The organism is Neobacillus sp. PVCKKU3, assembly GCF_058323225.1.
In genome coordinates, this window is sequence record NZ_JBLVQN010000059.1 from 1 (window position 1) to 23,546 (window position 23,546).

The window sequence follows — 23,546 nt, forward strand, 5'->3', positions numbered from 1 at the left end:
AGAATTAAGGGCACAAAGAATCCGCATAAGGCAGAAGACAATGAAGAAACCTTTGGAAATCCGGGGGATCCAGAAGACGAAATTGGGTGGGCCCAGACAGTGCAGCACCTCAATGAAGTCATGAATAAATTAAAAACGGTCATTGCGGACCTTGACGATGAAAAGTTAAAAGCTCCGTATGCAGCTAACAGGTACTCTATTGAGCGTTTACTCAGCAATATCATGATGCACGATTCGTATCATATCGGCCAAATTGTTCTGTTGCGAAAGTTGCAATCCTCTTGGAGTGGCGTTGATGGCTCCTAAAGCACCATAGCTCAGCAACCTTCCACGCCTAGCCGTAGAAGCAGTATTGACGGTGTGAAGCCCTTTTCATTCTCTATGGTGAAGCGGGTGACTTTCTTGCTTTATAGATGGCTAAACGGGTGTGTTAGTCAAATAAATTAGAACGTATTTGCAGAGCGGATCTTCCACATATTTCATTGTTCAACAGTCGGGCGCTTTTCTTAAATAAGAAGGCGTCTTTTTGCATGTAACGGACAATTAAAAAAGTATGAATAAAAAGGTGTCTTCTTTTATCACGTATAAAGTTGTAAAAAATTTGTAAACTAAATTTATCCAGATTAAGATTAAGGAATTGATGCTATGTTCCAAGATAAGGTGCTTTTAATTGGTTTGATAGGGGTTCTGTCAACCATACCAGGAGAGATTGCTTCGAGGATATTTGTTTATATGGGCATTGGTAAGTATAGTATTTATGAATTAGCTAGTCTCATTATTACATTTAACAGGCCTGTATTTACCATAGGATTAATCGTCGATTTTTTAACTGGTAGTGTGTTTGCGATCTTACTTTACTTAATATTTAAAAAGTTGGGTTCATGCCATTTAGTTATTAAAACTACTTTGGGCAGTTTACTGGCCTGGTTAGTATGTGAACTTATATTTACAGCATTAGTAGAAGGCAAGTATATACCTATTAGACCGATCAATGATTATTATTCGCATATTATCAGTACCATTTTTTTTGGTATTACATTAGGGCTTTTGATGAAAAAATTTATATTTAAGGAGTTAAATTCTTGATAATTTAACCATTTAATAACTCCTTAGGTATTACTTTAAGAAGCCGTTTTTTGGTTATGTTCAGGAATCCTTGCAAATAATTTCAAAAAATGTTATTCTAAGAAGGAATTATTTTTGTTCGGTGTAAAGGATAGTATTAGTATAACTTTTCGTCTTGATGATCACTGAGAGCAAGGATAGTAATACATTGTGTGTGTGAACACACTAGGAGGCAACAAACATGGAAAAAGGTAAAGTAAAATGGTTTAATGGCGAAAAAGGCTTCGGATTCATCGAACGTGAAGGTGGAGAAGATGTATTCGTTCATTTCTCAGCTATCCAAGGCGAAGGTTACAAAACATTAGAAGAAGGTCAAGAAGTGACTTTTGATGTTGAGCAAGGTCAACGTGGAGCACAAGCAGCTAACGTTCGTAAAGCTTAATTATAATGGCAAACTTGGACAGACTCTATTTTAGAGTCTGTTTTTTATTTGTCTTAGAAAAACAAATAACCCCACTCGGGTAACGAGCAGGGTACTTGAAAACAGTAAATCAAATGGTAAACCAAGTGTAGCATATAAATGGTGGATTACCTAATTTCTTTTTATTTTTTTACAAAGAGACGAACCAGATAGGTAACTTGACTAGATCGTAATGGGGTGATTGTATGAGTAAAGCTAAAGGAAAAGGTGGAACAGGGAGAGGTACAGGCAAGAAGGGTTGGAATCGTTGGCAAGCCAGCACAAATAAAAAAAAGAGTGCAAAACCTTATATAAGTAAAGGTACAATAAAAACGGCTGGTGAAGATGACTCTACAGGCAATAGTTAAAGTCACTTATCCCAAATAAATAAACGCATTAAACAGCTAGAAAGAGGTCGTAAAAATGAGCAAGGTATATGTCATCCATGAAAATAGTGAGTGGACCATCCATTTGACAAAAAGGTTAGAGGAACTTGGTGTTCCTTATGAAGAATGGCATTTAGACGAAGGGACGCTAGATTTATCAACAGAGCCACCAAAAGGAATCTTCTATAGCCGAATGAGTGCATCCTCTCATACACGTGACCACCGTTTTGCAGCGGAATTTACTGGACAAGTATTAGCCTGGCTTGAAGCGCATGGCCGTACGGTGTTAAATGGAACGAGCGCCCTAAAGCTGGAAGTTAGCAAGGTGCTGCAGTACTTAGAGTTAAACAAGTATGGTGTGAAGACGCCAAAAACCATTGCAGCAGTTGGAAAACAAAATATCATCAAGGCAGCTAAAAGCTTTGCAGGACAATCCTTTATTACAAAGCATAACCGTGCCGGTAAGGGCTTGGGTGTACAATTATTCCATAGTGTAGAAGCATTAAAAGCTTATGTGGAAGGCCCAACTTTCGAGGAACCGGTCGATGGCATTACTCTGATTCAAGAATACATTAAATCCCCTGAAAGCTATATCACCCGCTGTGAGTTTGTAGGAGGAAACTTTGTTTATGCCGTTAAGGTTGATACCTCGGAAGGATTTGAACTATGCCCAGCGGATGCCTGCCAAATTGGCGATTTATTCTGCCCGGTCGGAGAAGAAGTAGAAGAGAAGCCTAAGTTCCAAATTATTGAAGGGTTTGACGACGATATCATTGAAAAATATAAACAAGTTCTAGCTGCTAATCATATTCAAATAGCTGGAATCGAGTTTATCAGAAATGCTGATGGTGAAATTTTTACTTATGATATTAATACAAACACGAACTATAATTCTGATGCAGAAGCAAAGGCCGGAAAATACGGAATGCTCGAACTCGCTTTATTTTTAAAGAAGACTTTAGAAGAAACGTACGTAACGGCTTAATTCTGGATTTAATTTAAGCAAGCTGCCATAATTGGCAGCTTGTTTTTTTGTTTGCAGCATCGAAGCGGGCACAACACCAAATTGTATTTGTGATAGGGTCAATGTAACCCATCAAAATGAGGTTCTCTTGTATTTTTTATAAATAGAAGTCCTATCCTTAATTAAGTAACCAGAGAAAGTAAAATAAGCGGAGATTTTTCGGTTAGATGCAGAATGGGGTCCGTTTCAAGGTATATTAAGGGGAGGATTTCCGATTATGCAAAGCAAAATCTCCTATTTTCACGTTTTTCCTGTCAATAGGCGGAATCTCTCCGTCTATTTAAGCTGTTTTTTGTAACATTCACCAATTAAGCGAAATTACTCCGCCTAATTCTCAGATCGGATGCTTAACTTGATCCCCCAACCGATAAGAGCGGATCCTCTTGATCCCAGATGCGGGAATCAGCATCTTTTTATCGACTAGTTGGGAAAGTACCTTTTTTACCGTCTTGTCACTTAACTTCAAATATTTCTCGACTTCAATAGGGGCTATGGCTTCTCCTTTTCGAATCGCTAGCCGAAGCACTTCCTTTTCGGCAAATGATAGAGATGTCTGGTCCAGTTCATCACCGAGCCATCGGCCAATCACTTGCTGAACGATCTGCTGGCATCGACGAGGCTTCTCTTTAATTTGGTCATAAGAAAAGCGAATCACGGTCCATCCGTCAATCACCAACTGGTTTTGACGTTCCAAGCTGTCGGAAAATTGCCATCTGCTTATGTTCTTAAGGTGAGGGCCATACCCGTCGACCTCAAGGCAAATCCGGATGGCGGGACGAATATAAGCAAAATCCAAATACCTTTTGCCATCCTTGAAATCATTGACTTCATATTCTGGATGAAGATATCGGAAATGGTAAAATAAAGGCCACCATACTTGCTTCAAAAACAACATTTCAGCCTGATTGTGACCTTCTTGTAAGCGACGCAGCCGTTCACCGGTTCTTGCTTGCAAGTGTGAATTCATAAAGGCCTGGTATTCTTCTTCAAATCCCATATCATCTCTCTCCTCCATTTTTCCTATTATCAAATGTCCCCTGAATCCAATAGGTTTTCGGTATATTTCTCTACTGTTTCGGGGGTATTAATAACCGCACCAAATACAAATGATGTACTTCATGAGTTTATCTTCAAATGCAAAACATCCACAACATGGGCATTTAATAGCAAACATATTCTATGCCACGAATGAATGGTTTCTATTATGAGTTCAGACAGATTCTTAAAATTAATGAGTAATAATACGAGTGAAAGAAGTGTTTAATGTGGCTTCAACGGGAGATTGTAAAAACAAATATAGACTTGCGGAATAGCTAATATAAAAAAGATTATTTAGAGAAGAATTTGAGGATAGAACTACTTTTAGTTTAATAGAATTCTTAAGTTTGTCAATTCATTTTCCTTATATTTCGACAATAAAGCGACATTTTAAGAAACCTATTAATCCAATAATCAGCAGAAGTAAAATTAGCGGAGATTTTTCGGTTAAATGCAGAATAGGGTCCGTTTCAAGGTATATTAAGGGGAGGATTTCCGATTATGCAAAGCAAAATCCCTTATTTTCATGTTTTTCTATTCAATTGGCGGAATCTCTCCGTCTATTTAAGCTATTTTTTATAAGTATTCACTAATTAAGCGGAATTTTTCCGTCTATTTTTCAGATCGGGTGCTTAACCTGAGCCGCAATCGATAAAAGCCGATTCTCATGATCCTAGATGCGGGAATCAGCATCTTTTTATCAACTAGTTGAGAAAGTACCGATTTTACCGTTTTGTCACTAAGCTTCAAATACTTCATGTTCTAGCCTCCCCAACCTTAAGGAGAGGCATTTGCTAAAAAACCTCATTTACTTGTAAAACGATTCACCGTAACCCATCTATATGAGGTTTAACGGGCACTGTTTAAGTACAAAATAAAAATATTCTCTCCTGTAAACCATCTAAGACTTCTTCTGGCACTTCCCTGATCTTGATATCCCCGCCTAGGAAAAGCAGCCAATTGGTTATTTCATCTAATTCTTCTGAATGATTCACATTGATAAAAGTCTTTAGAATGGCTGTGGTTTGGTAAGGGTCCGTATAGGAAATGGAAACTTTTAAAGGATGGTATTTTTTGAACTGAGCAATCGCCTTTGGACCAAGTTCAACGACAAGGTTGATTACTTCTTCTTGCTTCCTTAGTTTTTCTAAAATCTTTTTCCTAGTTACTCTTTTTTCCGTGGGGTATGGTTGTACATCGGTGAGGTTGTCGACAGAGAAAATTTGTCTCTTTTCCTCCTTTAAGTTAAAGCCTTCAATCAGCCAAAGGCTTTTTTCACGATAAAGGTGTAAAAGATAAATGGAATAAGACTTTATAGCCTTTCCTTCTTTAATGGTAATCAATAAATAGTGATCCAAAAGAAGGATTTGAATAAGTTTTTCTAACATTGGATGGGGAAGGTCTGACAGTTCAAGCAGGTCCGGGTTATTGGGGTTGGTCCCTTCAAAAAGCAGGATTTGATTTAACAGGACCAGGTCATCTTGTTGGTTTTCTGAAATGAGACCTAGTAATTTTTCAGCTAAAGACTGACGGCTCTTTAGATAAGGGAGTTGTTGATTTCTTGTAGCCATAAAGGCAATAAAGAGAGCTTTAATTTCATTATCGGTAAAGCGGACGGTGGGCAGGACCGAATTGTTCATGACAAAATAACCGCCATCCCTGCCAACTTCAGCGACAAGCGGCATCCCCATGGCTTCAATTTCCCGAATATCTCGGATCGCGGTTGAACGAGAGATGTTAAATTCTTGCATGATCTCAGAAATGGTAAAGTGGGAGCGGTTGTTGATATACCGCATGATGATATTAATCCGTTCAACTTTTTTCATCGGGGTCTCCTAAACAGTTTCATTTTTTGACATGATTAAAGATTATTATAAACTCATCAAGTGAAAAGATAAATCATTTGATAAATTTAAAAAAAGGATGGATTAAATATGACAAATTATACGTTAGAAGAAAAAGATAGCTTCACCGTTTTAGGGATTGGAACAGAGCTTAAGAGCCACTACACTGACTTTGCAGGTATCACCAAAGAAAAGGCAGACTTTTGGTCGGCCGTCAATCAAGATGGAAGGCTTGACAAGTTAAAAGCCGTTGCCGCAAATGACTACATTTTTGTCGTGAATGAAGCGGTGAATAACAAGATGATGCATTATGCCGGCGTCATGACTGAGGCATCCTTACCAGAAGCATCCAGAGTGATTCAATTTCCTAAAAGTGAATACCTCGTTGTAAAAGGGGAAGCAGAGACGGCTGAAGCGTTGAGTAATATGGTTACGGGCATTGCCTTTGGTCAAGTATTGCCAGAAGCAAAGGATTTTGCCTATGTGGGCGGGCCGAATACAGCGGTCATCATGGGGCAGCGAAACGGCTCTGTGTTTGGTGAAATGTGGATTCCGATTGTTAGGAAATAGAGAGACAATCAAAATTAAATTATATACGGCTATTCAACAAAAGGGCGCTATCCTTGAACAAGGATCAGCGCTCTATTTGGTGGAGGGAGACTTGGGAAAGAGAATAATGTTGTATAATCAAGAAGAAACCACAGAAAGAGAGATAGGGGACTGGTAGGATGAAAAAGGTTGGAATTGTAATCGGTTTTTTTCAGTGAAAAAAGTGTCATTTAATCATCATAATCTTTCTTAAAGAGCAATTCCTTTGGGATCTCAGTACCCCGTGAACCGCGAATGTCTGTTTCCTTCATTTCTGTTGGGTAGAACACGATGAAGTCAAGATTCATTGAAGATAATTTTTTGGGTAAAGCCTCCAGTTCTGGGTGCCATGCTACGGTCCCCCTTCTGGCACTTAATACAATTACAAGATCCGTTGATTTAACATGTTTTAAATGACTTTCATATAAGGAATTCCAGCTATTGATTGATTCGAATTCGATTTTTACATTAGGGTGTACTTGCTGAGATGCCCTTTCATACATGTCTAAATCATCACGAATGACAAGACCCTTCGTTGTAGCACTGAGCTGTGAGGCAATGCTCTTTATAATCGATATGGAATCGCCAAAACCTGGTTTGTGCACGATATTATTTGGCAACACAAGAATGACCCTTTCCATCGTATTTAACGGTTGATTGATATTGGTTATAAGCGAGCGTTGATACGTATGTTCAAGGAAATTATCAATGACTTTTCCGAAGATTTTTCGGCCGCCTTCGCTTTTACCATCCCATCCCACAATAATGGTTGTGATTCGTTCTTCCGTAGCAGCGCGTTCGATCCCCCTGCCAATATTATAATCCACCCGTGTTAACAGCTTTACAGAAACATCTGCCCCTGATGCATACATGACGGAGCGTTCAAGCATTCTTTCTGCTTGAGCTACTTCATTATTTGCTTGTTTTAAGTCTTTTTGAACGACTGATAATGGGTAAAGCGGCTCATCTGTCTTTTTTGCCTTTTTAACGACAAATCCTAAATCGAGCAGGGCTTCCATTGTATCAGGATTCACCATCGGGATTAATATCCGTTCAGGAAGTGTTTCATCCATTACCGTTTCCTCTCGTGCAATGGCTAATTTCCGGCCATATTTTTCGCAAAAGTATGGGCCCATAATACAAGTAACTAAGATAATAATAATGACAGCATTGATGATTTGCTGGTCAAATAAACCAAGGCGAAATCCAACAAGTGTTATCGCTAATGTTGCTGCAGCATGTGATGTAGAAAGCCCAAACATTACCTTCCTTTCCGCTTTGGAATAACCATATACTTTTCCTGTTGTCCAACTGGCAAACAGTTTACTGCCAATGGCTACAACTGGGATTAACAAGGTTAGTAGGATCGCATTGGAGCTGGATACCAGAACACGAAGATCCATTAACATACCCACGGATAACAAGAAGAATGGAATAAACAATGCATTTGCCGTAAATCTGATTCTGTTCATTAATGGACCATGATCATAAATGTATCGGTTCAGGGCTAAACCGGCCAAGAATGCTCCAATAATTGGTTCCAAGCCCACAAATATTGAAATGGCCCCAGCGACGAATAAAATGGCCAGAACGAAGTTAAATTCGATTGTTCCTTCATTATTGGATCGTTTAAAGAACCACTTTGTCAAGTAAGGGGTGATTAGGAGAACAACTACAGCAAAGAGCGTTGTTGCAATAATCAGGTACATCCAAAATCCAAGTGTTAAATGACCTTCAGCTGCCCCTGTTAAGACAGCAAGAAAAAGCATAGCTAGACTATCTGTTAATAATGTACCGCCAATCACTGTTGTAACAGCTTTGTTTTTCGCAATGCCAAGCCGGCTTATGGCGGGGTATCCTAAAGGCGTATGGGAGGAAAAAATGGTACCAAATAAAATGGCCGATAATATACTGAGTTTCAGCCATAAACCTAATACGACTCCTAGAATTAATGGGATTGAAAACGTGAGTAAGCCAAATAAAATACTGCGCTTTCTGTATCTTTTGAAACCATCTAGATCCAGCTCAAGTCCAGCTATAAACATGATAAACAACAATCCGACTGTTCCAAGCAATTCGATTGTTGAATCACGTGCCAATATTTCCAGCCCGTTTGGTCCGACAATAATTCCCGCTATAATGGGGCCGATAATCGCAGGTACCTTTAATTTTCCCATTAGTATAGGGAACAGCAGAAAAATTAACACAGCTAAACCAAAAATAAGAACTGGCTCCTTCAGTGGTATAGGCATCATAAATCCTCCTCACTTTCGTCAAACCTCAACTGTTATGATCGGATATTTATAAACCTATTAGAAAAGCACTGGTATCATTCGTTAAAATTGTACAGCTGACTTTTGTAACTTTGTAACGAGCAGTTTACATGTTGTAGTTTTATTTTTAAATATTGTAAAAAAAGGTTAAATTTGTAATATAATATTAGTAACTTATTGGTTAGTTTGGAGGTGTTATGATGATGTGGTTTTATATATTTACACCTGTCATTATATTGGCTGGAATAGCCATCTATTTTGATAAAAAATCTGGGGCAACTTCACCGGATGAAAGAACAGCTGATAAGTTAGAGGAATATCCACCGGAAAATCCTTTCGGACCCTATTTTGGACCTTAAAATGATTCAAATAAACCATTTCAAAGATAATGTGAAGGATTGTACTTAAACGGTTGCTTAAGTTCAATTTGGTGCGGGAAAGTAACTTAATGATCGCTGCGGCGGTCTTTTTTCTTGTTGTATTAACGGAGGTTACGTTTATAGAGAATAAAAAATTAAGCTTTTTTATTTCGTTAACAGTCACTAATTCGTGCTAAAAGTTCATCAATTTCAAAAGGTTTTGTTACAAAGTCATTTGTTCCATTGTTTTTTCATTTTAAGGATTTTTTAATGTTTTATTCAGAAAACATTAAGTTTAAATGGTTATACTTAAGCTGCTCAGTTTTTAATGGGTGTTTCGCTTTTAATTTTAATTTTTTACTTTCATTTCTAGATGAAGGTTCTTTCTTTTGGAAAGTGCCTGTATTATGTATTGGTCATTCTAGTTTACTTAATTGTAAAAAGAATAAAGAACAAAAAAGTATCAGCTTAGCTTTATTTTCTATATTAATTTTAGCGGGATTGAGGGGTTTAGATGAATTACAAATTATTTCAAGCTATTAATCAAAATGCAGGACATCACCACTTTTTAGATGGTCTGATGGTTTTCGTTACTAAAGATGCCTTGCTTATTTATGCGTTAGTTTTACTTCTCATGTGGTTTATTGGGAAGGAAAAACATAAATATACAGTTGTATTTGCTGCAATTACTGGAGGATTGGGGTTATTTATTAATTTTATCTTAGGTCATATCTATTATGAACCACGTCCATTTGTAACGCATCACGTTAATTTATTAATTCAGCATGCAAAAGATTCGGGATTCCCTAGCGATCATTCAACGGGTGCATTTTCTCTTGCACTTGCGGTATTATGGCGAAAGCATCGTAAAATTGGATTTGGAATGCTCTTATTTGCTATTTTAACAGGAATTTCTCGTGTATATGTAGGGCATCATTATCCTTTTGATGTACTAGCAAGCGTTATTGTAGCAGTAATTACAAGTGGATTTGTATATGCATTTAGTTCTGTATTTAGACCAATTGCACGGATAATTATTAGCACTTATAACCGAATTCCACTGGTCCCTAAAACTGAACAACAAAGTGTTTTAAAATAATACAATTAGAAACACATCGGTTTTGCCGATGTGTTTTTCTTTAGGGTCACATTTGCCCACTCATCATATTTCTCCTTCTGTCGATGAAGAGAGAGAAAGGGTTATTCAGGATTTAAAGCCATTTATGAAATCTACATTTCTTGTATCGTTTAACCAACCTAACCTATTTGGATTCAATGGTGGCGGGGATTGGTATCTCACGGACGGGAATATTGCAGTTTTATCTGTCCAGCCTTTGAATAAATACTTTGAAAAGACGATGATAGAAAATTACTTAATGATGAGTTCAACAAACCAGTTAATCCAATATGAAAATAGTATAAGAATATTATTAGTAGGCGATACCTACACGTGATTTTATATAATCGCTTGCTTTAATCTGTTTAAAGGTAAATTCTGCGGTATCCGGTACGGATATTTTAGTTCCACCCTCCGGCAAATAATTTCGCTCTATACGATATCGGCCTACCCTTTCTCCAGCAGGCAAGTATGTAGGACAGACAATCGTCCAATCGAGGGTTGATTGTTTGAGCATATCGTACACTTTATGATGTTCTTTCGCGGCACGGGTTGACTTCCGCTTCGATTCGCTTGATTGATAACGCAGAGAATTTGGCGTGGTTCTGCTTTGCAAAATACCCGCCGTTCCTATAGTTATGATTCGTTTTATACCTTCGTTTTCCATTGCTTCGATAATAAGTGGCATACTTTCTGATAGAGTGGTTGTGCCATCAGTATTTAGTGCACTTATAACTACATCAATCCCTTGCATGGCACGTACGATATCATCTTTATTTAAAACATTCCCTTGAACAATGGTTGAATTTTCATTATTAATTTGAATCTTCTCTGGAGTGCGAACTAATACGGTAACATGATGTCTGTCATGAAGGGCATAAGTCACTATTTGGCTTCCAACTCGTCCAGTTGCACCTAGAATTAAAATATTCATAAGCATGAGGCTCCTTTTGTGTCTTGTTCAGCTAGTATCTAGTTGGTTCTTATTGATAGAAAGCCAAAGGATTTTATGAATTTGATAGTAGCACAATAACAAACGCTGACTCAACTAAATCGTTTAAAAAGGTGTTTAAATAAGTCACTGTTACCTGTGTCTCTATCGAAATAGGAGCACCCTTATTGCTAATTGGTTGCGTTTCAACAATAATGGAGACTCCTTTTTACTAAGGGAAATTGGTTGAAGAAGGAATTTGTTTTTATTTCTTGAATTTCTAATTTAATCGTAAATATAAAGAAATTAGAGAAGGGAGCGAGTTTATTATGTTGATAAAAGGTTTCGGGGGAATATTTTGGAGGACTAAAAATCTAGATGCTATAAAAAATGGTACAGTGAAGTGTTGAAGATAGAAATTGATGAATGGAATGGGACTATTATTAAACCCGATTCAGGAAACGAAACGATACGATCTTTTCTTTCTTTACTGAAGATGACCCTTACTTCCCAACAGAACAGCAAGTGATGTTAAATTTCCAAGTATATAATATAGAAGAGACTATCAAGCATCTTGAACATATTGATGTACCTCTTGCTAAGGAAAAAGAGATTAGTGAATTTGGTAAGTTTATTTGGATTAAAGATCCTGAAGGCAGACTGGTTGAGCTATGGGAGAAATAACGGGTTGAATTTATTCATATTTTGGTGAAAAAAACGAGCTAATAGTTAGTCAACTTTTTCAATAAAAGTTTAAGAAACCCATGATACAAAAAAAGGTCATGGCAAATAACGTTAAAGCTATACGAGGGCAACCAGAAATCTTGCTAATCGTATATTACAAACGGGTATTTTATTTTGGAGGGGATCGCCGCTGCGATCCCTTTTATGTTCAGTTTGGTGAACGAAACATGATTAAACATTCTAATACTGTTGATTTACTAACGGACAGATTGAATAGCCTAGCCGAGATCTTTTGCAGATTATCTGAATTGCTAAATAAGTGATTAAAGGTAGGTAATACTAAAAATAAAAAGGAATTCAGCAATGACTATAGCCGATAAATTAACCTTAACAATGAGCCTGCATCGCAACCTTAAAGTTTTTTCAGAACAATTTTTTAATGGTTTTTCGAATTTAAAAATACGAAAATTTAATATCGGAGATAAAATCAAAAGAGAAGCTGCAATTTTTTATATGGATGGGATTACGGATACTCAAAACATCCAAGAGAATATATTAGGCCCTTTATTAAAAATGTCTAGAATGGAAAGTATTGAGTCTGTTATAAATGATCATCTTTTAATCATTGACGTAACAGTTGAATCTTCAATCGATGTCATTGCAAACAGTCTAGTAAGAGGGAAATGTTTGGTTTTAATAGATGGCTTTAATCAGGGGATTCTTGCAGATGTCGCAAATTGGCAAACAAGATCTTTGAGAGAACCTGATACACAACGAACCATCAAAGGCAGCATGGTGGGTTTTAATGAACAATTGAAGTTGAATTTAAACCTTTTACAGCATATGATTCAGACCCAGAAATTAAAGATTGAATCATTTCAAATTGGAAATGAATCAAAAACAGATGTTGCACTGCTATTTATCGATGGATATGTAGATGAAAAGGTACTCGAAGATGTGAAAGAGAAATTGAACGGAATCGATGTAACGTATTTATTGGAAGCCCGTGTCATTGAAGATGCATTAGAGGAGAAAAAAACGTTATTCCCCTTAGTTTTTACGTCCGAGCGTCCTGACGTTGCTGTAGCCGCATTATATGAAGGACGTGTGGTCGTTATTGTTAATGGTTTACCTTTTGTATTGATCGTTCCTTGTCTCTTTATCCATTATTTTCAACAACCAGATGAATACAATTCAAAAGCTGGACGTATTGGAATTCGAATTTTTCGATTGTTTAGTTGGCTTTTAGCACTTTTATTACCTGCAATTTATATAGCTATTACCCGATTTCATACAAATTGGTTTCCAAAACCGTTTGACAAAAAGTTACTAACAGATATAGATACAATATTGCCGTTTGTATGGGAAGTTTTGTTTCTCTTGTTTATTTTCCATTCGCTTCTTGAAGCAACTCTTCGAATTCCCAAAAATACCACCTTACTTGTTACCTTAATTGGAACAATCACAATCGGGGAAACAGCCGTTTTCGCAAAAATTATACACCCTTTAACAATGATTGTTGTAGGAGTAAACTTTTTGACAAGTATGCATATTGCCAGCGGTGGCTTATGGGGAGCTTTAGTCTTACTGCGTATTGGATTTGTATTTATTGGAAATTTTTTAGGGGTGACAGGAATACTCATCGGTTTTCTCTTCTTACTTTTGTACATGGCTTCACTTAAGTCAGTAGGTGTTCCGTATTTAGCCCCTTTCATCCCATTTAGCCTGCGTGAAATGAAAGACGTAATATTTAGAGGAGATTTACGACGGCTTATTAACAGTAAACATACCTATCCTCATAAAGATAATAATGAAGAATGACCCAAGAAGGTATCTAATATCGTTACTCCGCATTTATCATACAAGAAATTACTGATTGGGGACAAATGCCCAAGAATTCCCCCCAAAAATGCATATGCTCTAATGATAAACGAAATGAGGAGGATAAAAGTGATTCCTAATTATACAACATATGAAAGAATCGGATTAGGAGGACCAGGATCAGGATTTGGTTTTTCGCCAGGTCTTGGTTTAGGAGGACCAGGCTCAGGGTTAGGTTTTGGCCCAGGACTTGGTTTTGGCGGACCAGGTTTTGGCCAAGGTTATTACCCAGGTGTTGGTTTAGGTGGTCCAGGTTCGGGCGTTGGATTCGCTCCTGGCCTTGGTCTAGGTGGACCAGGATCAGGATTTGGTTATTATCCAGGACTTGGTTTTGGCTATCCACATCACCCATACCCATACCCATACCCATATTACCCGTACTACCCGCACCACTACCATTCCTAAAAATTGCCGATAAAAGAAGTCAATTCACAAATTGAAGTTCCAGGAAACAGGGTATCTACAATCGTAGAAACTCCTGTTTCTTGTTGGTTATAGTGAATGTTTGTGGAATTATGTTGGAGGATACTTCATAAAGCCCATTTGTTTAGACACCCTGGTTCTTCCAGCATTTAGTGGGCGGGTGAGGTGTTACCTTCTTCATCTTCCAGCTCCATTAATTATTGGGGAGTATGGGTCACTAAATCCGTGTTGTCCATTAAATTTATGGATCTCGATAGTTTTTTGATCAAGGTTCGAAATTAACTGATCCACATTAAAGGATTTTTCCTCTTCTGGAAAAAATAAAACCACAGGGCATCGCGGCTCCATCTGTTGATAATTTCGAATTCTTGAACCATAATAGGCAATGATTCCATCCAGACAATCTTCTTCACTTCACAGCCAAGCAATAGTTGCGCCAACGCTAAATCCAACCAAATATATTTTTTCGTAATCATTCTTAACATCTAACAGTAGATTTTTTATTTTATTTACACCTTTGGAGAACCCTATATTATTCATAAAATGAGGGTAGGCAATCTCCTCTTCAGCATAAGTAAAAGGCTGTTCTCGCCCTAATAGGTTCGAGCAGATTACATCAAAACCCTGTGTTTATAATAAATTACAAAAGTCCTCCATATGTTGATTAATGCCATAGATTTCGTGTATGACAATAATCAAATGACTTGAATTCTTCAGTATTTGCAGCAAGTTTCCCCCTTAAAAACAGAAACGTCCTTTAAAGGAGGTTTTCCGCAAATTGTTCCTCAGAAATTACTTTAAATCCATTTCTTTTTAGTAAGGCAGAAGTAACTCCCATTCCCTCTATTTTTTTGCCAATAAATTTACCGTTATAAATCATCGAACTGCCGCAGGACGGGCTGTTTTCCTGATATTTCTAGGGGCGGCTGCCTTTTTAGGTATAGGGATTGAAATAATAAGAACCGTCACTTTGTTAGCATACAAAGTGACGGGTTTTGGTGTACTCATATAAACTTTGTAGTTTCTTCAGAAAGGGTATTCCGAAAATATTAAATAAACTGATTGTTAACCGTTGACAGTTAACTGTAATTATCTTACTATTAAAAATAGTTTGATAAAACACTTGCGAGGTGGTTCGGAAAGGAGGCGCTTTCATTGGAATCGATTGTTAGAGATACACTAAATACCCAAATCTATCAAATATTAAAGAAACGGTTATTGGAAGGCGATTATATTCCTGGTGATCGATTGGTAGAAGCAAAACTTGCGGAAGAATTCGGTACCAGCCGCGGACCGGTGCGTGAAGCTTTAAAAATCCTGATTCAAGATGAGTTGCTTGTGCAAAAGGGGAATGCCATACATGTGTTCAGCCCTTCAACATCGGATATGATTGATATTTATCAAGTTCGGCAGCAAATGGAATCTCTTGCAGCTAAATTAGCTACTCAAAAAATTGAATCCTCAGAATTAGAAGTACTTGAAAAGATCGTGGAAGAAACGAAAGCAGCATGGTTAAGACAGGATAAAAATCGTGTAGTGGAATTGAGCATTAAATTTCATGAGATTATCCTGAAGGCATCCGGTAACCGCCAGCTAATCTCATTAACAAATATGATTCGGGATAAAGTTACCTATCTAAGGAACAGTGTTGTTAAAGAAGCCATGCGAGATGAGAGTCCTATCGAAGAACATTCACGCATCCTTTCAGCACTTAAAGAAAGAAATGGGGATAAAGCCGCAAAGGTAATGCTTGAACACATTGAGCATGATTTAGGGGCACTTATATCACTTTATAAGTAGAAATCTTCTTTAGCTTTAAACAGATTGAGACTATGGGGGGATGAATACATATGGGAAAAAAAGCATTGGAAGGTTTAAGAGTGCTGGAAATGGGACAGCTCATTGCAGGTCCATTTGCCTCGCGGTTATTAGCTGAATTTGGTGCTGAGGTTATAAAAGTCGAACCTCCAGCGAAGGGTGATCCAATCCGAGAATGGCGGGTCATGGAAAACGGTACAAGTCTATGGTGGTATGTTCAATCCAGAAATAAAAAGTCCATTACCATTGACCTGAAGCACCATGAAGGACAAGAGCTGATCCGCGGGCTGGTGAAAGAAATTGATATTTTAATAGAGAACTTTCGTCCGGGAACATTGGAAAAGTGGGGTCTCGGATATGAGGAATTAAAAAAAATTAACCCAGGTCTGGTTATGATTCGGGTGTCCGGGTATGGTCAGGATGGTCCGTACAAAGACAAACCGGGTTTTGGATCGATTGGGGAAGCAATGGGTGGTCTTCGCTATATTACGGGATATCCAGATCGTTCGCCGGTACGAGTAGGTGTAAGTCTTGGAGATTCCTTGTCATCACTTTATGCCGTGATCGGTGCATTAATGGCGGTTTACCATCGTGATGTGAATGGCACAGGTGAGGGGCAGGTAATCGACGTTGCTCTATATGAATCAGTGTTTAGTTTATTGGAAAGTGTTCTTCCTGAATACGACCGTGCAGGATTGATTCGGGAAAGATCAGGAAGTATGCTGCCGGGAATTACACCATCGAATACATATGCTTGTTCGGATGGAACCTATATCGTTATTGGTGCAAATGGAGATGCCATTTTTAAAAGGCTTATGAATGCAATGGGACGAGAGGACATTGCCGAGGATCCGCGCTATGAAAACAATGCCAAACGATCTGAACATGCTGCATTCTTAGACGGTCTGATCGAAGAATGGACGAAAAGTTTGCCATTCGACGTAGTAAAGGAACGTTTAGATAAAGCGGGTGTCCCGGCGGGTTCCATTTATTCTGTGGAGGATATCGTAAATGACCCGCATTATCAAGCCAGGAAAATGATTCAGGAAGTAGCCGTTGATGGTCTTGGCATGTTGAAGATGCCTGGAATAGTACCAAAGATGAGTGAAACTCCTGGTGAAATTCAGTGGGCAGGACCAGAATTGGGGCAGCACACCGATGATGTTCTTGGCGGGAAGCTTGGCATGACGGAAGAGCAAATAAAGGATCTGAAAGCAAAAGGGGTTATTTAATAGAAAAACGATCCCATCCAATTGATAAAGCTTGGATTTCTTAAAATAAGAGGGGGTGTCTTATGAATCTTCCGGATAAAGTAGAAATAATAGAAGTCGGACCCAGGGACGGGATTCAGAATGAATCCAATTTTATTCCGACCGAAAAGAAAATAGAGCTAATCAATACTGTCCAGCTGGATATACTTGCACTTTTACCTTACCGCCGGATTTTTCAGTAACCTTTTTTGCAAATTCTTCAAGGTGAAATGGGTAACAAACTAAAGGCTGCTATGGAACAAAAGGGTTTACAGCAATTTCTAAAAATATAGGCATTAATAGACAAACGTATAACAACTTCTTGCATTATATTTTAATGTATTGAAAAGGTATGCAGAATAATGACGCTGCTTAAATTTAGGGTAACGACTTTTATCAATTTTAATAAAAGTACCTATTATTAATGGACAAATTGGTACTATTATTTTAAAATTAAATAGAAACATATGTTTGTATTGATGTTATTTTTTCGTAAATTTTCATAGGGTGGGAAGGGAGATTGAGATGATGATTCAAACCTATCAAACGAAACTATGCAACATACCATTGAATCTTAATCTGACATCGGATATGTACCTTTCAGAATATGGCCGATTTTTTGGTATGCTGGAGCGGAAATTATTTGTTCAATCCCACATTAAAGGGATTCCAACCACTTCCCTGAAGAAGACTTTTTCCAAACAATTTGGTCTTACCGCTAGACAATTCAACTCCTTGAGGATTCAGCTGGATGGGAAGGTTTCTTCTATTATAGAAAAAAGGAAATTTGATATTCAACAACTAGAATCCAAAATTGATTATTTACAAAAAATCATCGTCAAGAAGACCACACAAAAAGACAAGCTTCTGCAAAAACTCCTAAGAATTCCTCAAATTAGTCCGGCATTCTCGAAACAACATAAAAAATACCGAAACATGAAATTTTACCTCCACCAAAAAAAGCGGAGGCTCCGAAATGTACAGCATAAATTAGAAAAGTTGAAATCAGATGAACGGAATCATAAAATTCGCATTTGCTTTGGGTCAAGGATGTTGTTCCATAAGCAATTTCATTTGGAAGAAAATAAATACAAGGACCATGGGCAGTGGAAAGAAAAGTGGATTGAGTCCAGAAGTTCCCAGTTTCTTGTGGTGGGTTCCAAAGATGAAACGTATGGAAATCAATCGGCCACCTATAACGTACAAAACGCCTTAAGACTCCGGGTGGCCGATCATTTTGATTCGAAATATGGCAAATATATCACCTTTCCAGAAGTGCATTTTCCCTATGGCCAAGAGGCCATTGATCAGGCAAAGATTCCCTATATGGGCTTCACCCGAAACGGTAAACCGCAAAAATACTTCTCCTCCATTACCTATCGTTTTTTGAAACAGGAAAAAGGGTGGTATGTGAATGCAACAGTTGAAAAAGAGACTCCAAAAATAGGAACATCCAACCTGAATGGATTGATTGGAATCGACCTCAATGCAGGATTTTTGTCTATTTGCGAAATTGACCGGTTTGGTAACCCAATCAAAAGCTGGACAGTGGATGCTCCGATGTATTGCCGGAGAAAAGAACAGATACAAGCTACTTTAAGCGATGCGTTAAAGGAAATTCTGTCCTATGCCGTTTCCGTACAAAAAGATGTCGTGATCGAGAAATTGGATTTTTCCAAAAAGAAAGCTAGTTTAAGAGAAATGGGCCCTAAATTTGCGCGGATGCTTTCGGGGTTTGCCTATTCCTCCTTTCAACAATTAATCGAATCAAAAGCAAATAAAGGGGGAGTAAGAATCAGAAAAATAAACCCCGCCTATACGAGCCAAATTGGGCAGATGAAATTTATGGCGCGTTACGGACTAAGTTCCCATGTTTCCGCCGCTTGCATGATTGCAAGAAGAGGCTATTATTTTAAAACGGAAAAACCAAAATATGACTCTGTGCTGTCTTTCTCCAAAAAATTCGATAAACAAAAGGCTAATTTTCATAATTGGAGGTCGCTCACGAGACACTGGGGTTCATATTATCATTTTCAGGATAAGATTGAACTATTAAAAGTGGATATTTGAAAGGAAAAACAAGAGAAATTGGAGCAACGCTTCTTATTTACCTGAAAGGAAGACTAGGACCACGTACTCCAATTTTATAGGCAAGATTTGCAATAAATAGCGTGGTTTACAGCCAAACTAGAGTATCGAAAAGGTATCCTGTGACGTAGATCTCATTCGAAAGGATGAAGAAAATGGCACTGTGACGGAAACGATGAAGTTTGGATTGGTCGAAAGACTCATCCAGACGGATGTATCCATTCTAGTTTTAGGGCGTGATTCCCTAACGCGATTCGCAAAAAGCTCTGTTCGTTTTGCGTGCTAAATGGAAAAGCTACCATCCATTTAGAACATATAGATAGTAATATCCATAAATGTCTATATTTTTAGGAACGGCGCAAAGGTATTATTATTTGCTGAATATGGTTACGCTCAATTTGCCAATAATGTTAGACCGCTCAAATCGCCTGGAGATTTTAAAGGCTTAAAAATCAGATGTATTGGCGAAATTCCATCAGAACTAATAAAAGCATATGGAGGCTTCTCCAGTGTTTATGGGCGCCGGGGAAGTTTATATGGCATTACAGTTGATGGTGCAACATCTGGAACAACTATAAGGCATTAGATTCATTTGAGCTAACGGCTCTTCCGTTATATGTATTAATGAGCCAGATTTTATTAGTTTGCGGTGTAGGGAAAGATTTATATGAAATGGCAAGCAAATGGTTCAGACATTTACCGGGCGGGCTTGCGATAGGAACTATTTTCTGCTGTGCCATTTTTGCTGCTATTTCAGGCTCTAGTGTGGCAACGGCTGTAACGGTTGGTTCAGTGGCTATTCCAGAAATGGTTAAACGAGGCTATACGAAAAGATATGTTTTAGGTTTAGTAGCCGCAGGTGGCACCTTAGGGATTTTGATCCCGCCAAGCGTTCCGATGATTCTTTATGGAAATATCACTGGAGAATCTGTAGGCAAACTTTTCATTGCAGGTATTGTACCTGGATTACTCCTTACATTACTTTTCACCATTTTCGCCTCCTGGCAGACAAGACATATTAAGGAAAAGGCGGCCACATGGGCGGAAAGATTCGAAGCCTCCAAAAAGGCTGTATGGGGGTTAGTCCTGCCAATTATCATTATCGGCGGTATTTATTCAGGCCTGTTTACACCAACTGAAGCGGCGGCAGTGGGGGTAGTCTTTAGCTTATTAGTCGCTGGATTAGCCTATAGAAATTTAACGTTTAAAAATATGAAAGAAATCTTATTTTCAACCGTTCAAACCAATGCAATGATTCTTTTCATTATTGTTGGTGCTATGCTGCTTGGCTTTATTTTAACGGTTCTAAGAATCCCACAAACCATTACCGAAATGGCTACATCATGGGATGTTTCTCCTTGGGTCATTTTTATATTAATAAATATCGTATTGTTGATTCTAGGTTGTTTCTTGGAGACGGTTTCCATTATCGTGATTACTGTACCAATTTTATATCCAATTATTACATCTTTAGGTTTTGATCCAATATGGTTCGCTATTATTTTGGTTATTAATATGGAATTAGCATTAATTACACCACCTGTCGGACTGAATTTATTCGTATTAAAGGGTGTAGACAAATCCGCCTCTATGTCAGAAATTACTCGTGGTGTCTTTTCATATGCCATTATCATGATACTATTCATCGGACTGCTTGCGATATTCCCAGAAATAGTCACATTCCTTACTAAAACGGGGAATATAAAATAAGGAACAAACTTGACCGGCATCTTTAGGATGCCGGTTTTTGTGTAACGGATTGGATTTACTGGAAAAAACCGATAACAACACGATTAAAGTAAAAATTCTAATCTATTTAAAGTTTAGGGGCGATATTCATCAATCCAGATGGTTGAAAATGACCCCACGAGCAACAGTTAAAGTCACTTATCCGAAATATAGCGAATACTGAATAAACACAATTATTTAATGACCCAATGTGGCTTTTTTTATTGACAAACCGGCCTGTTTCGTGTCACAAGAAAGAAGTAAAATTCTAGACTTTTGCTTAATACAAGTATAATGAAGAAAAGTTTACAAATAGGCAAATATCTATTCCTCTGTAAATAGGGACACATACACTATTTTTGAAACAATTTGAGGAGGAGATATAAAATGGAAAGACTATTCTTTGGAAGTGGTATGGGTTATGGTATGGGATATGGAGGCTACCCTGGTTATGGTATGGGATATGGAGGATATCCTGGTTATGGTATGGGATATGGAGGATATCCTGGTTATGGTATGGGATATGGAGGATATCCTGGTTATGGTATGGGTTATGGAGGGTACCCATTCCATCACGGATTTGGCGGTTACCCGTTCCATCACGGGTATGGCGGCTATCCATTCCATTTAAATTTTTGAGCAAATGTTTAGTATCAAGACGCAAAAAACAATTGCAAAATTGGTTAAACAGCTAAATCAATAATATAAATGAAAGCAAATAGGATTAGTTTGATTGTAATATATAATAGTCCTAGCTACTTGGGGTTAAAGATCCAGCTGCCATTTTTGGTGGCTGTTTCTTATCAAGCAAACGGAATTCTTATGTTAAAGATGGTATGTCTGCGGCAATCCCGTTTTCTTATTCTAACAGGGCAGGTTGAAGAATCAATTAATGGTTAACGTTGCATTTGACCAAAAATTGTGAAGCAGGAGGAGTTATCTCCCCCATAGCCTTGTGATATTAAGTGGTACTATAACTCGTCCGTTTATTTGTTTATGAATGATTGGGTTTTTAAAAGGATCATATTCCTCACTATCATTAACAGAGGAACGCGCCCGAACATCTATACCTAATATGCTTCGGATTCCATTGCTGTTTGTCATTTAATCGTCTCCTTCTATAGGTATTGATGTAATTATTTTCTTCTAAACAATAAAAAATACCTAAAAGAAGATGAATAATTTAAAGCAAAAGTGCTCCTTATTTGACCTAAATCGCGAAGTAAAAAAGAAGCGTTTTAAGGCGCTTCAATTAAAAACTTCTCATGTCCTATATTATGCATATGAAAAATTTATGTATTTGCTTCTACAATTTAAATATTTTCTTTGGGGTTGTAACAATATATTTATCATTGCGTCTTCTGTAAATTCCTTGTGGATAAAAAAAAGCATCAAATGATGCTTTTAGGGGGAAAAATATCAATGTCAAAACTACTGTCAATTCGGCACAATTTTTCGGAAAGGCACTAAAAACGAAATCCTTTAGAAAATTCACCTGGCTTTTTGTAAAGGCCTTTTAGCAACTTCATGCTCTTTCAAGTATTAAAAACATTGTAAGGTGAACCTAACCTGATCAAATTGCTTCATTGCTAATTCCTCTTTTTTTATACAAAAGTAAAGCAGCCCGCAATCTCCCCACATCACCCCTAAATCCTCTTCATCGGAGTCGATTTGGAACAATAATACCGGTTCCTTTTCTTCGTCGTAAAGCTCTTCAAACACATCGTTTTGCACATTAAATGGTTCGCCAAGCATGTAGTGAGTGGGGGAGGTGTTACCTTCTTCATCTTCCGGCTGCATTAATTCTTGACGAAAGTTCCAAAAGCGCTCTTCTTCGTCTTCGTTTTCAAATGTAAGATTAGCAGGATTTTCAGATATCGTAGAGATGTTCTTGAAATTCACCTGGAAAGCATTTAATGGATAATAGTCATCGGTGATCTCTGGATAATCTTTTCTTTTCAGTGTGGTCAAATCGCCATCAAAATAAAGGACTTTAAAGCATCCCTCATCCTCTTCAAAGCCCCAAGGCTGCTCAGCGACATCGTAAAAAAGATACAATATCCCGCTGTCGGGAAGCAAATAATCTTTATCAAATGGCTTAATTTCTTTTAGGTTAAATTGGCCGACAAACGTTAAGTAGCCTTTATCATATTTGGGGAATTCCATTTCATCAGGCAGATCTGGCAAACCGCCTAATTTCGAAGAACCAATTGGAATAAACGCTTCATCGACTTTTGTTTTTTCTATTTTAATGGAGCTCTTCAAAGCTGAGATAATATCTGTTTTTTTATGGTACAACTCATAATCACGAAGTAATGTCTCAATGTGCTGCATAAGACAGAATCCCCCTTTTTTGTTGCCGTTTTTTTAAATCCTATTAGTCAAAACAAACCTGCTATAAATCTATTATATAAAAAAACTTAAAGCTTGTTTGTTATGTTTTGGTAAATGCTGAAAAAGGTTGAAAATAGAAAAAGTAGGGGGTTCTATTCCTTACTGAGATGATTAACTTTTTTATTAATTTTAACAGCTGAATTTCTACTACATTCGTGTAACAAATAGTTTCATTTGTTAAAATTTTTTTGCTTT

General features: G+C 37.6%; 23 protein-coding genes and 6 pseudogenes. 19 read left to right on the top strand and 10 right to left on the bottom strand.

The features are described from left to right. The 5 genes and pseudogenes from ACNQGS_RS26785 to ACNQGS_RS26805 all read left to right on the top strand — a co-directional run. A pseudogene (locus ACNQGS_RS26785) lies at nucleotides 1–306 on the top strand (DinB family protein); the annotation flags it as partial. A gap of 339 nt (nucleotides 307–645) precedes the next feature. Further along, nucleotides 646–1,086 carry a hypothetical protein gene (locus tag ACNQGS_RS26790; RefSeq protein ID WP_491490038.1) on the top strand — a complete coding sequence of 147 codons (441 nt, stop codon included), beginning with the start codon at nucleotides 646–648 and terminating at the stop codon, nucleotides 1,084–1,086. Between the two features lie 220 nt (nucleotides 1,087–1,306). Further along, nucleotides 1,307–1,507: a cold-shock protein gene (locus ACNQGS_RS26795; protein ID WP_027322326.1), complete on the top strand. Its 201-nt coding sequence runs from the start codon at nucleotides 1,307–1,309 to the stop codon at nucleotides 1,505–1,507. Nucleotides 1,508–1,731: 224 nt separating this feature from the next. Further along, complete coding sequence (locus tag ACNQGS_RS26800) at nucleotides 1,732–1,893, top strand: DUF3934 family protein (RefSeq protein WP_491490039.1); 162 nt, start codon at nucleotides 1,732–1,734, stop codon at nucleotides 1,891–1,893. 55 nt (nucleotides 1,894–1,948) lie between these two features. Then, on the top strand, nucleotides 1,949–2,896 hold the full coding sequence (locus ACNQGS_RS26805) for an ATP-grasp domain-containing protein (protein WP_491490040.1): 948 nt from the start codon (nucleotides 1,949–1,951) through the stop codon (nucleotides 2,894–2,896). 373 nt (nucleotides 2,897–3,269) lie between these two features. On the opposite strand, the gene ACNQGS_RS26810 is transcribed toward ACNQGS_RS26805, so the two are convergent. The 3 genes from ACNQGS_RS26810 to ACNQGS_RS26820 all read right to left on the bottom strand — a co-directional run bounded on the left by ACNQGS_RS26810 (nucleotide 3,270) and on the right by ACNQGS_RS26820 (nucleotide 5,799). Further along, nucleotides 3,270–3,950, bottom strand: coding sequence for a DNA-binding response regulator (locus ACNQGS_RS26810; RefSeq protein WP_491490041.1), 681 nt, complete (start codon nucleotides 3,948–3,950; stop codon nucleotides 3,270–3,272). Between the two features lie 635 nt (nucleotides 3,951–4,585). Continuing rightward, the gene (locus ACNQGS_RS26815; protein ID WP_491490042.1) at nucleotides 4,586–4,732 is read right to left on the bottom strand and encodes a hypothetical protein; all 147 of its coding nucleotides are present in this window, start codon (nucleotides 4,730–4,732) and stop codon (nucleotides 4,586–4,588) included. 104 nt (nucleotides 4,733–4,836) lie between these two features. Beyond that, nucleotides 4,837–5,799: a helix-turn-helix transcriptional regulator gene (locus ACNQGS_RS26820; RefSeq protein WP_491490043.1), complete on the bottom strand. Its 963-nt coding sequence runs from the start codon at nucleotides 5,797–5,799 to the stop codon at nucleotides 4,837–4,839. Between the two features lie 108 nt (nucleotides 5,800–5,907). Here ACNQGS_RS26820 and ACNQGS_RS26825 point away from each other — a divergent pair, with 108 nt between their 5' ends. Then, nucleotides 5,908–6,387, top strand: a complete 480-nt coding sequence (locus tag ACNQGS_RS26825; protein WP_491490044.1) for a GyrI-like domain-containing protein — start codon at nucleotides 5,908–5,910, stop codon at nucleotides 6,385–6,387. Nucleotides 6,388–6,596: 209 nt separating this feature from the next. Here ACNQGS_RS26825 and ACNQGS_RS26830 read toward each other — a convergent pair whose 3' ends face one another. Then, entirely contained in the window at nucleotides 6,597–8,657 is a 2,061-nt protein-coding gene (locus tag ACNQGS_RS26830) for a cation:proton antiporter domain-containing protein (RefSeq protein ID WP_491490045.1), read from the bottom strand. Between the two features lie 221 nt (nucleotides 8,658–8,878). Here ACNQGS_RS26830 and ACNQGS_RS26835 point away from each other — a divergent pair, with 221 nt between their 5' ends. From ACNQGS_RS26835 to ACNQGS_RS26845, 3 genes are all read left to right on the top strand, one after another. Next, on the top strand, nucleotides 8,879–9,037 hold the full coding sequence (locus ACNQGS_RS26835; RefSeq protein ID WP_491490046.1) for a hypothetical protein: 159 nt from the start codon (nucleotides 8,879–8,881) through the stop codon (nucleotides 9,035–9,037). A 514-nt stretch (nucleotides 9,038–9,551) separates the two neighbouring features. After that, nucleotides 9,552–10,136: an undecaprenyl-diphosphatase gene (locus ACNQGS_RS26840; protein WP_491490047.1), complete on the top strand. Its 585-nt coding sequence runs from the start codon at nucleotides 9,552–9,554 to the stop codon at nucleotides 10,134–10,136. A gap of 28 nt (nucleotides 10,137–10,164) precedes the next feature. After that, nucleotides 10,165–10,491 (top strand): LssY C-terminal domain-containing protein, encoded by a 327-nt coding sequence (locus ACNQGS_RS26845; protein ID WP_491490048.1) that lies wholly within the window; start codon nucleotides 10,165–10,167, stop codon nucleotides 10,489–10,491. Here ACNQGS_RS26845 and ACNQGS_RS26850 read toward each other — a convergent pair. After that, a complete protein-coding gene (locus ACNQGS_RS26850) occupies nucleotides 10,468–11,088 on the bottom strand; it encodes an NAD(P)-dependent oxidoreductase (protein WP_491490049.1) in 621 nt (206 codons plus the stop codon). The two genes, ACNQGS_RS26845 and ACNQGS_RS26850, sit on opposite strands and share 24 nt — an antisense overlap. A 329-nt stretch (nucleotides 11,089–11,417) precedes the next feature. Here ACNQGS_RS26850 and ACNQGS_RS26855 point away from each other — a divergent pair. The 3 genes and pseudogenes from ACNQGS_RS26855 to ACNQGS_RS26865 all read left to right on the top strand — a co-directional run bounded on the left by ACNQGS_RS26855 (nucleotide 11,418) and on the right by ACNQGS_RS26865 (nucleotide 14,055). Further along, nucleotides 11,418–11,769: pseudogene (locus ACNQGS_RS26855) on the top strand (VOC family protein). A gap of 363 nt (nucleotides 11,770–12,132) precedes the next feature. Beyond that, nucleotides 12,133–13,590 carry a spore germination protein gene (locus ACNQGS_RS26860; RefSeq protein WP_491490050.1) on the top strand — a complete coding sequence of 486 codons (1,458 nt, stop codon included), beginning with the start codon at nucleotides 12,133–12,135 and terminating at the stop codon, nucleotides 13,588–13,590. Nucleotides 13,591–13,719: 129 nt separating this feature from the next. Beyond that, a complete protein-coding gene (locus tag ACNQGS_RS26865) occupies nucleotides 13,720–14,055 on the top strand; it encodes a hypothetical protein (protein ID WP_491490051.1) in 336 nt (111 codons plus the stop codon). A gap of 296 nt (nucleotides 14,056–14,351) precedes the next feature. Here ACNQGS_RS26865 and ACNQGS_RS26870 read toward each other — a convergent pair whose 3' ends face one another. Together ACNQGS_RS26870 and ACNQGS_RS26875 are read right to left on the bottom strand one after the other, a co-directional pair. Further along, nucleotides 14,352–14,558: a hypothetical protein gene (locus ACNQGS_RS26870; RefSeq protein ID WP_491490052.1), complete on the bottom strand. Its 207-nt coding sequence runs from the start codon at nucleotides 14,556–14,558 to the stop codon at nucleotides 14,352–14,354. Between the two features lie 272 nt (nucleotides 14,559–14,830). Then, nucleotides 14,831–14,983 (bottom strand): annotated as a pseudogene (locus ACNQGS_RS26875) (2-thiouracil desulfurase family protein); the annotation flags it as partial. Between the two features lie 245 nt (nucleotides 14,984–15,228). On the opposite strand from ACNQGS_RS26875, the gene ACNQGS_RS26880 reads away from it, so the two are divergent. From ACNQGS_RS26880 to ACNQGS_RS26890, 3 genes and pseudogenes are all read left to right on the top strand, one after another. Then, nucleotides 15,229–15,873, top strand: a complete 645-nt coding sequence (locus ACNQGS_RS26880) for a GntR family transcriptional regulator (RefSeq protein ID WP_491490053.1) — start codon at nucleotides 15,229–15,231, stop codon at nucleotides 15,871–15,873. A 50-nt stretch (nucleotides 15,874–15,923) separates the two neighbouring features. Beyond that, nucleotides 15,924–17,123: a CaiB/BaiF CoA transferase family protein gene (locus ACNQGS_RS26885; RefSeq protein ID WP_491490054.1), complete on the top strand. Its 1,200-nt coding sequence runs from the start codon at nucleotides 15,924–15,926 to the stop codon at nucleotides 17,121–17,123. 62 nt (nucleotides 17,124–17,185) lie between these two features. After that, nucleotides 17,186–17,299 (top strand): annotated as a pseudogene (locus ACNQGS_RS26890) (hydroxymethylglutaryl-CoA lyase); the annotation flags it as partial. Here ACNQGS_RS26890 and ACNQGS_RS26895 read toward each other — a convergent pair. Next, nucleotides 17,286–17,333 (bottom strand): annotated as a pseudogene (locus tag ACNQGS_RS26895) (hypothetical protein); the annotation flags it as partial. The pseudogenes ACNQGS_RS26890 and ACNQGS_RS26895 sit on opposite strands and share 14 nt — an antisense overlap. A 336-nt stretch (nucleotides 17,334–17,669) precedes the next feature. Here ACNQGS_RS26895 and ACNQGS_RS26900 point away from each other — a divergent pair. The 4 genes and pseudogenes from ACNQGS_RS26900 (at nucleotide 17,670) to ACNQGS_RS26915 (ending at nucleotide 21,596) form a co-directional block, all read left to right on the top strand. Then, entirely contained in the window at nucleotides 17,670–19,211 is a 1,542-nt protein-coding gene (locus ACNQGS_RS26900; protein WP_491490055.1) for an IS200/IS605 family accessory protein TnpB-related protein, read from the top strand. 361 nt (nucleotides 19,212–19,572) lie between these two features. Next, complete coding sequence (locus ACNQGS_RS26905) at nucleotides 19,573–19,815, top strand: hypothetical protein (protein ID WP_491490068.1); 243 nt, start codon at nucleotides 19,573–19,575, stop codon at nucleotides 19,813–19,815. Beyond that, a pseudogene (locus tag ACNQGS_RS26910) lies at nucleotides 19,800–20,939 on the top strand (TRAP transporter large permease); the annotation flags it as partial. The gene ACNQGS_RS26905 and the pseudogene ACNQGS_RS26910, both read left to right, overlap by 16 nt. 405 nt (nucleotides 20,940–21,344) lie before the next feature. Beyond that, entirely contained in the window at nucleotides 21,345–21,596 is a 252-nt protein-coding gene (locus ACNQGS_RS26915; RefSeq protein WP_491490056.1) for a hypothetical protein, read from the top strand. Nucleotides 21,597–21,893: 297 nt separating this feature from the next. Here the strand turns inward: ACNQGS_RS26915 and ACNQGS_RS26920 are convergent, their stop codons facing one another. Next, a complete protein-coding gene (locus ACNQGS_RS26920) occupies nucleotides 21,894–22,061 on the bottom strand; it encodes a hypothetical protein (protein ID WP_491490057.1) in 168 nt (55 codons plus the stop codon). 438 nt (nucleotides 22,062–22,499) lie between these two features. Next, nucleotides 22,500–23,291, bottom strand: a complete 792-nt coding sequence (locus tag ACNQGS_RS26925) for a YwqG family protein (protein ID WP_491490058.1) — start codon at nucleotides 23,289–23,291, stop codon at nucleotides 22,500–22,502. Nucleotides 23,292–23,546 lie beyond the last annotated feature (255 nt).

Excerpts from the sequence above, each read along its gene's own strand:
- ACNQGS_RS26820 (WP_491490043.1), bottom strand. The coding sequence starts at position 5,799 with ATGAAAAAAGTTGAACGGATTAATATCATCATGCGGTATATCAACAAC.
- ACNQGS_RS26795 (WP_027322326.1), top strand. The coding sequence starts at position 1,307 with ATGGAAAAAGGTAAAGTAAAATGGTTTAATGGCGAAAAAGGCTTCGGA.
- ACNQGS_RS26845 (WP_491490048.1), top strand. The coding sequence starts at position 10,165 with ATGTGTTTTTCTTTAGGGTCACATTTGCCCACTCATCATATTTCTCCT.
- ACNQGS_RS26925 (WP_491490058.1), bottom strand. The coding sequence starts at position 23,291 with ATGCAGCACATTGAGACATTACTTCGTGATTATGAGTTGTACCATAAA.
- ACNQGS_RS26915 (WP_491490056.1), top strand. The coding sequence starts at position 21,345 with ATGGAAAGACTATTCTTTGGAAGTGGTATGGGTTATGGTATGGGATAT.
- ACNQGS_RS26800 (WP_491490039.1), top strand. The coding sequence starts at position 1,732 with ATGAGTAAAGCTAAAGGAAAAGGTGGAACAGGGAGAGGTACAGGCAAG.
- ACNQGS_RS26850 (WP_491490049.1), bottom strand. The coding sequence starts at position 11,088 with ATGAATATTTTAATTCTAGGTGCAACTGGACGAGTTGGAAGCCAAATA.
- ACNQGS_RS26810 (WP_491490041.1), bottom strand. The coding sequence starts at position 3,950 with ATGGAGGAGAGAGATGATATGGGATTTGAAGAAGAATACCAGGCCTTT.
- ACNQGS_RS26900 (WP_491490055.1), top strand. The coding sequence starts at position 17,670 with ATGATTCAAACCTATCAAACGAAACTATGCAACATACCATTGAATCTT.
- ACNQGS_RS26870 (WP_491490052.1), bottom strand. The coding sequence starts at position 14,558 with ATGTTAAGAATGATTACGAAAAAATATATTTGGTTGGATTTAGCGTTG.
- ACNQGS_RS26840 (WP_491490047.1), top strand. The coding sequence starts at position 9,552 with ATGAATTACAAATTATTTCAAGCTATTAATCAAAATGCAGGACATCAC.
- ACNQGS_RS26920 (WP_491490057.1), bottom strand. The coding sequence starts at position 22,061 with ATGACAAACAGCAATGGAATCCGAAGCATATTAGGTATAGATGTTCGG.
- ACNQGS_RS26805 (WP_491490040.1), top strand. The coding sequence starts at position 1,949 with ATGAGCAAGGTATATGTCATCCATGAAAATAGTGAGTGGACCATCCAT.
- ACNQGS_RS26885 (WP_491490054.1), top strand. The coding sequence starts at position 15,924 with ATGGGAAAAAAAGCATTGGAAGGTTTAAGAGTGCTGGAAATGGGACAG.
- ACNQGS_RS26790 (WP_491490038.1), top strand. The coding sequence starts at position 646 with ATGTTCCAAGATAAGGTGCTTTTAATTGGTTTGATAGGGGTTCTGTCA.
- ACNQGS_RS26835 (WP_491490046.1), top strand. The coding sequence starts at position 8,879 with ATGATGTGGTTTTATATATTTACACCTGTCATTATATTGGCTGGAATA.
- ACNQGS_RS26815 (WP_491490042.1), bottom strand. The coding sequence starts at position 4,732 with ATGAAGTATTTGAAGCTTAGTGACAAAACGGTAAAATCGGTACTTTCT.
- ACNQGS_RS26860 (WP_491490050.1), top strand. The coding sequence starts at position 12,133 with ATGACTATAGCCGATAAATTAACCTTAACAATGAGCCTGCATCGCAAC.
- ACNQGS_RS26830 (WP_491490045.1), bottom strand. The coding sequence starts at position 8,657 with ATGCCTATACCACTGAAGGAGCCAGTTCTTATTTTTGGTTTAGCTGTG.
- ACNQGS_RS26825 (WP_491490044.1), top strand. The coding sequence starts at position 5,908 with ATGACAAATTATACGTTAGAAGAAAAAGATAGCTTCACCGTTTTAGGG.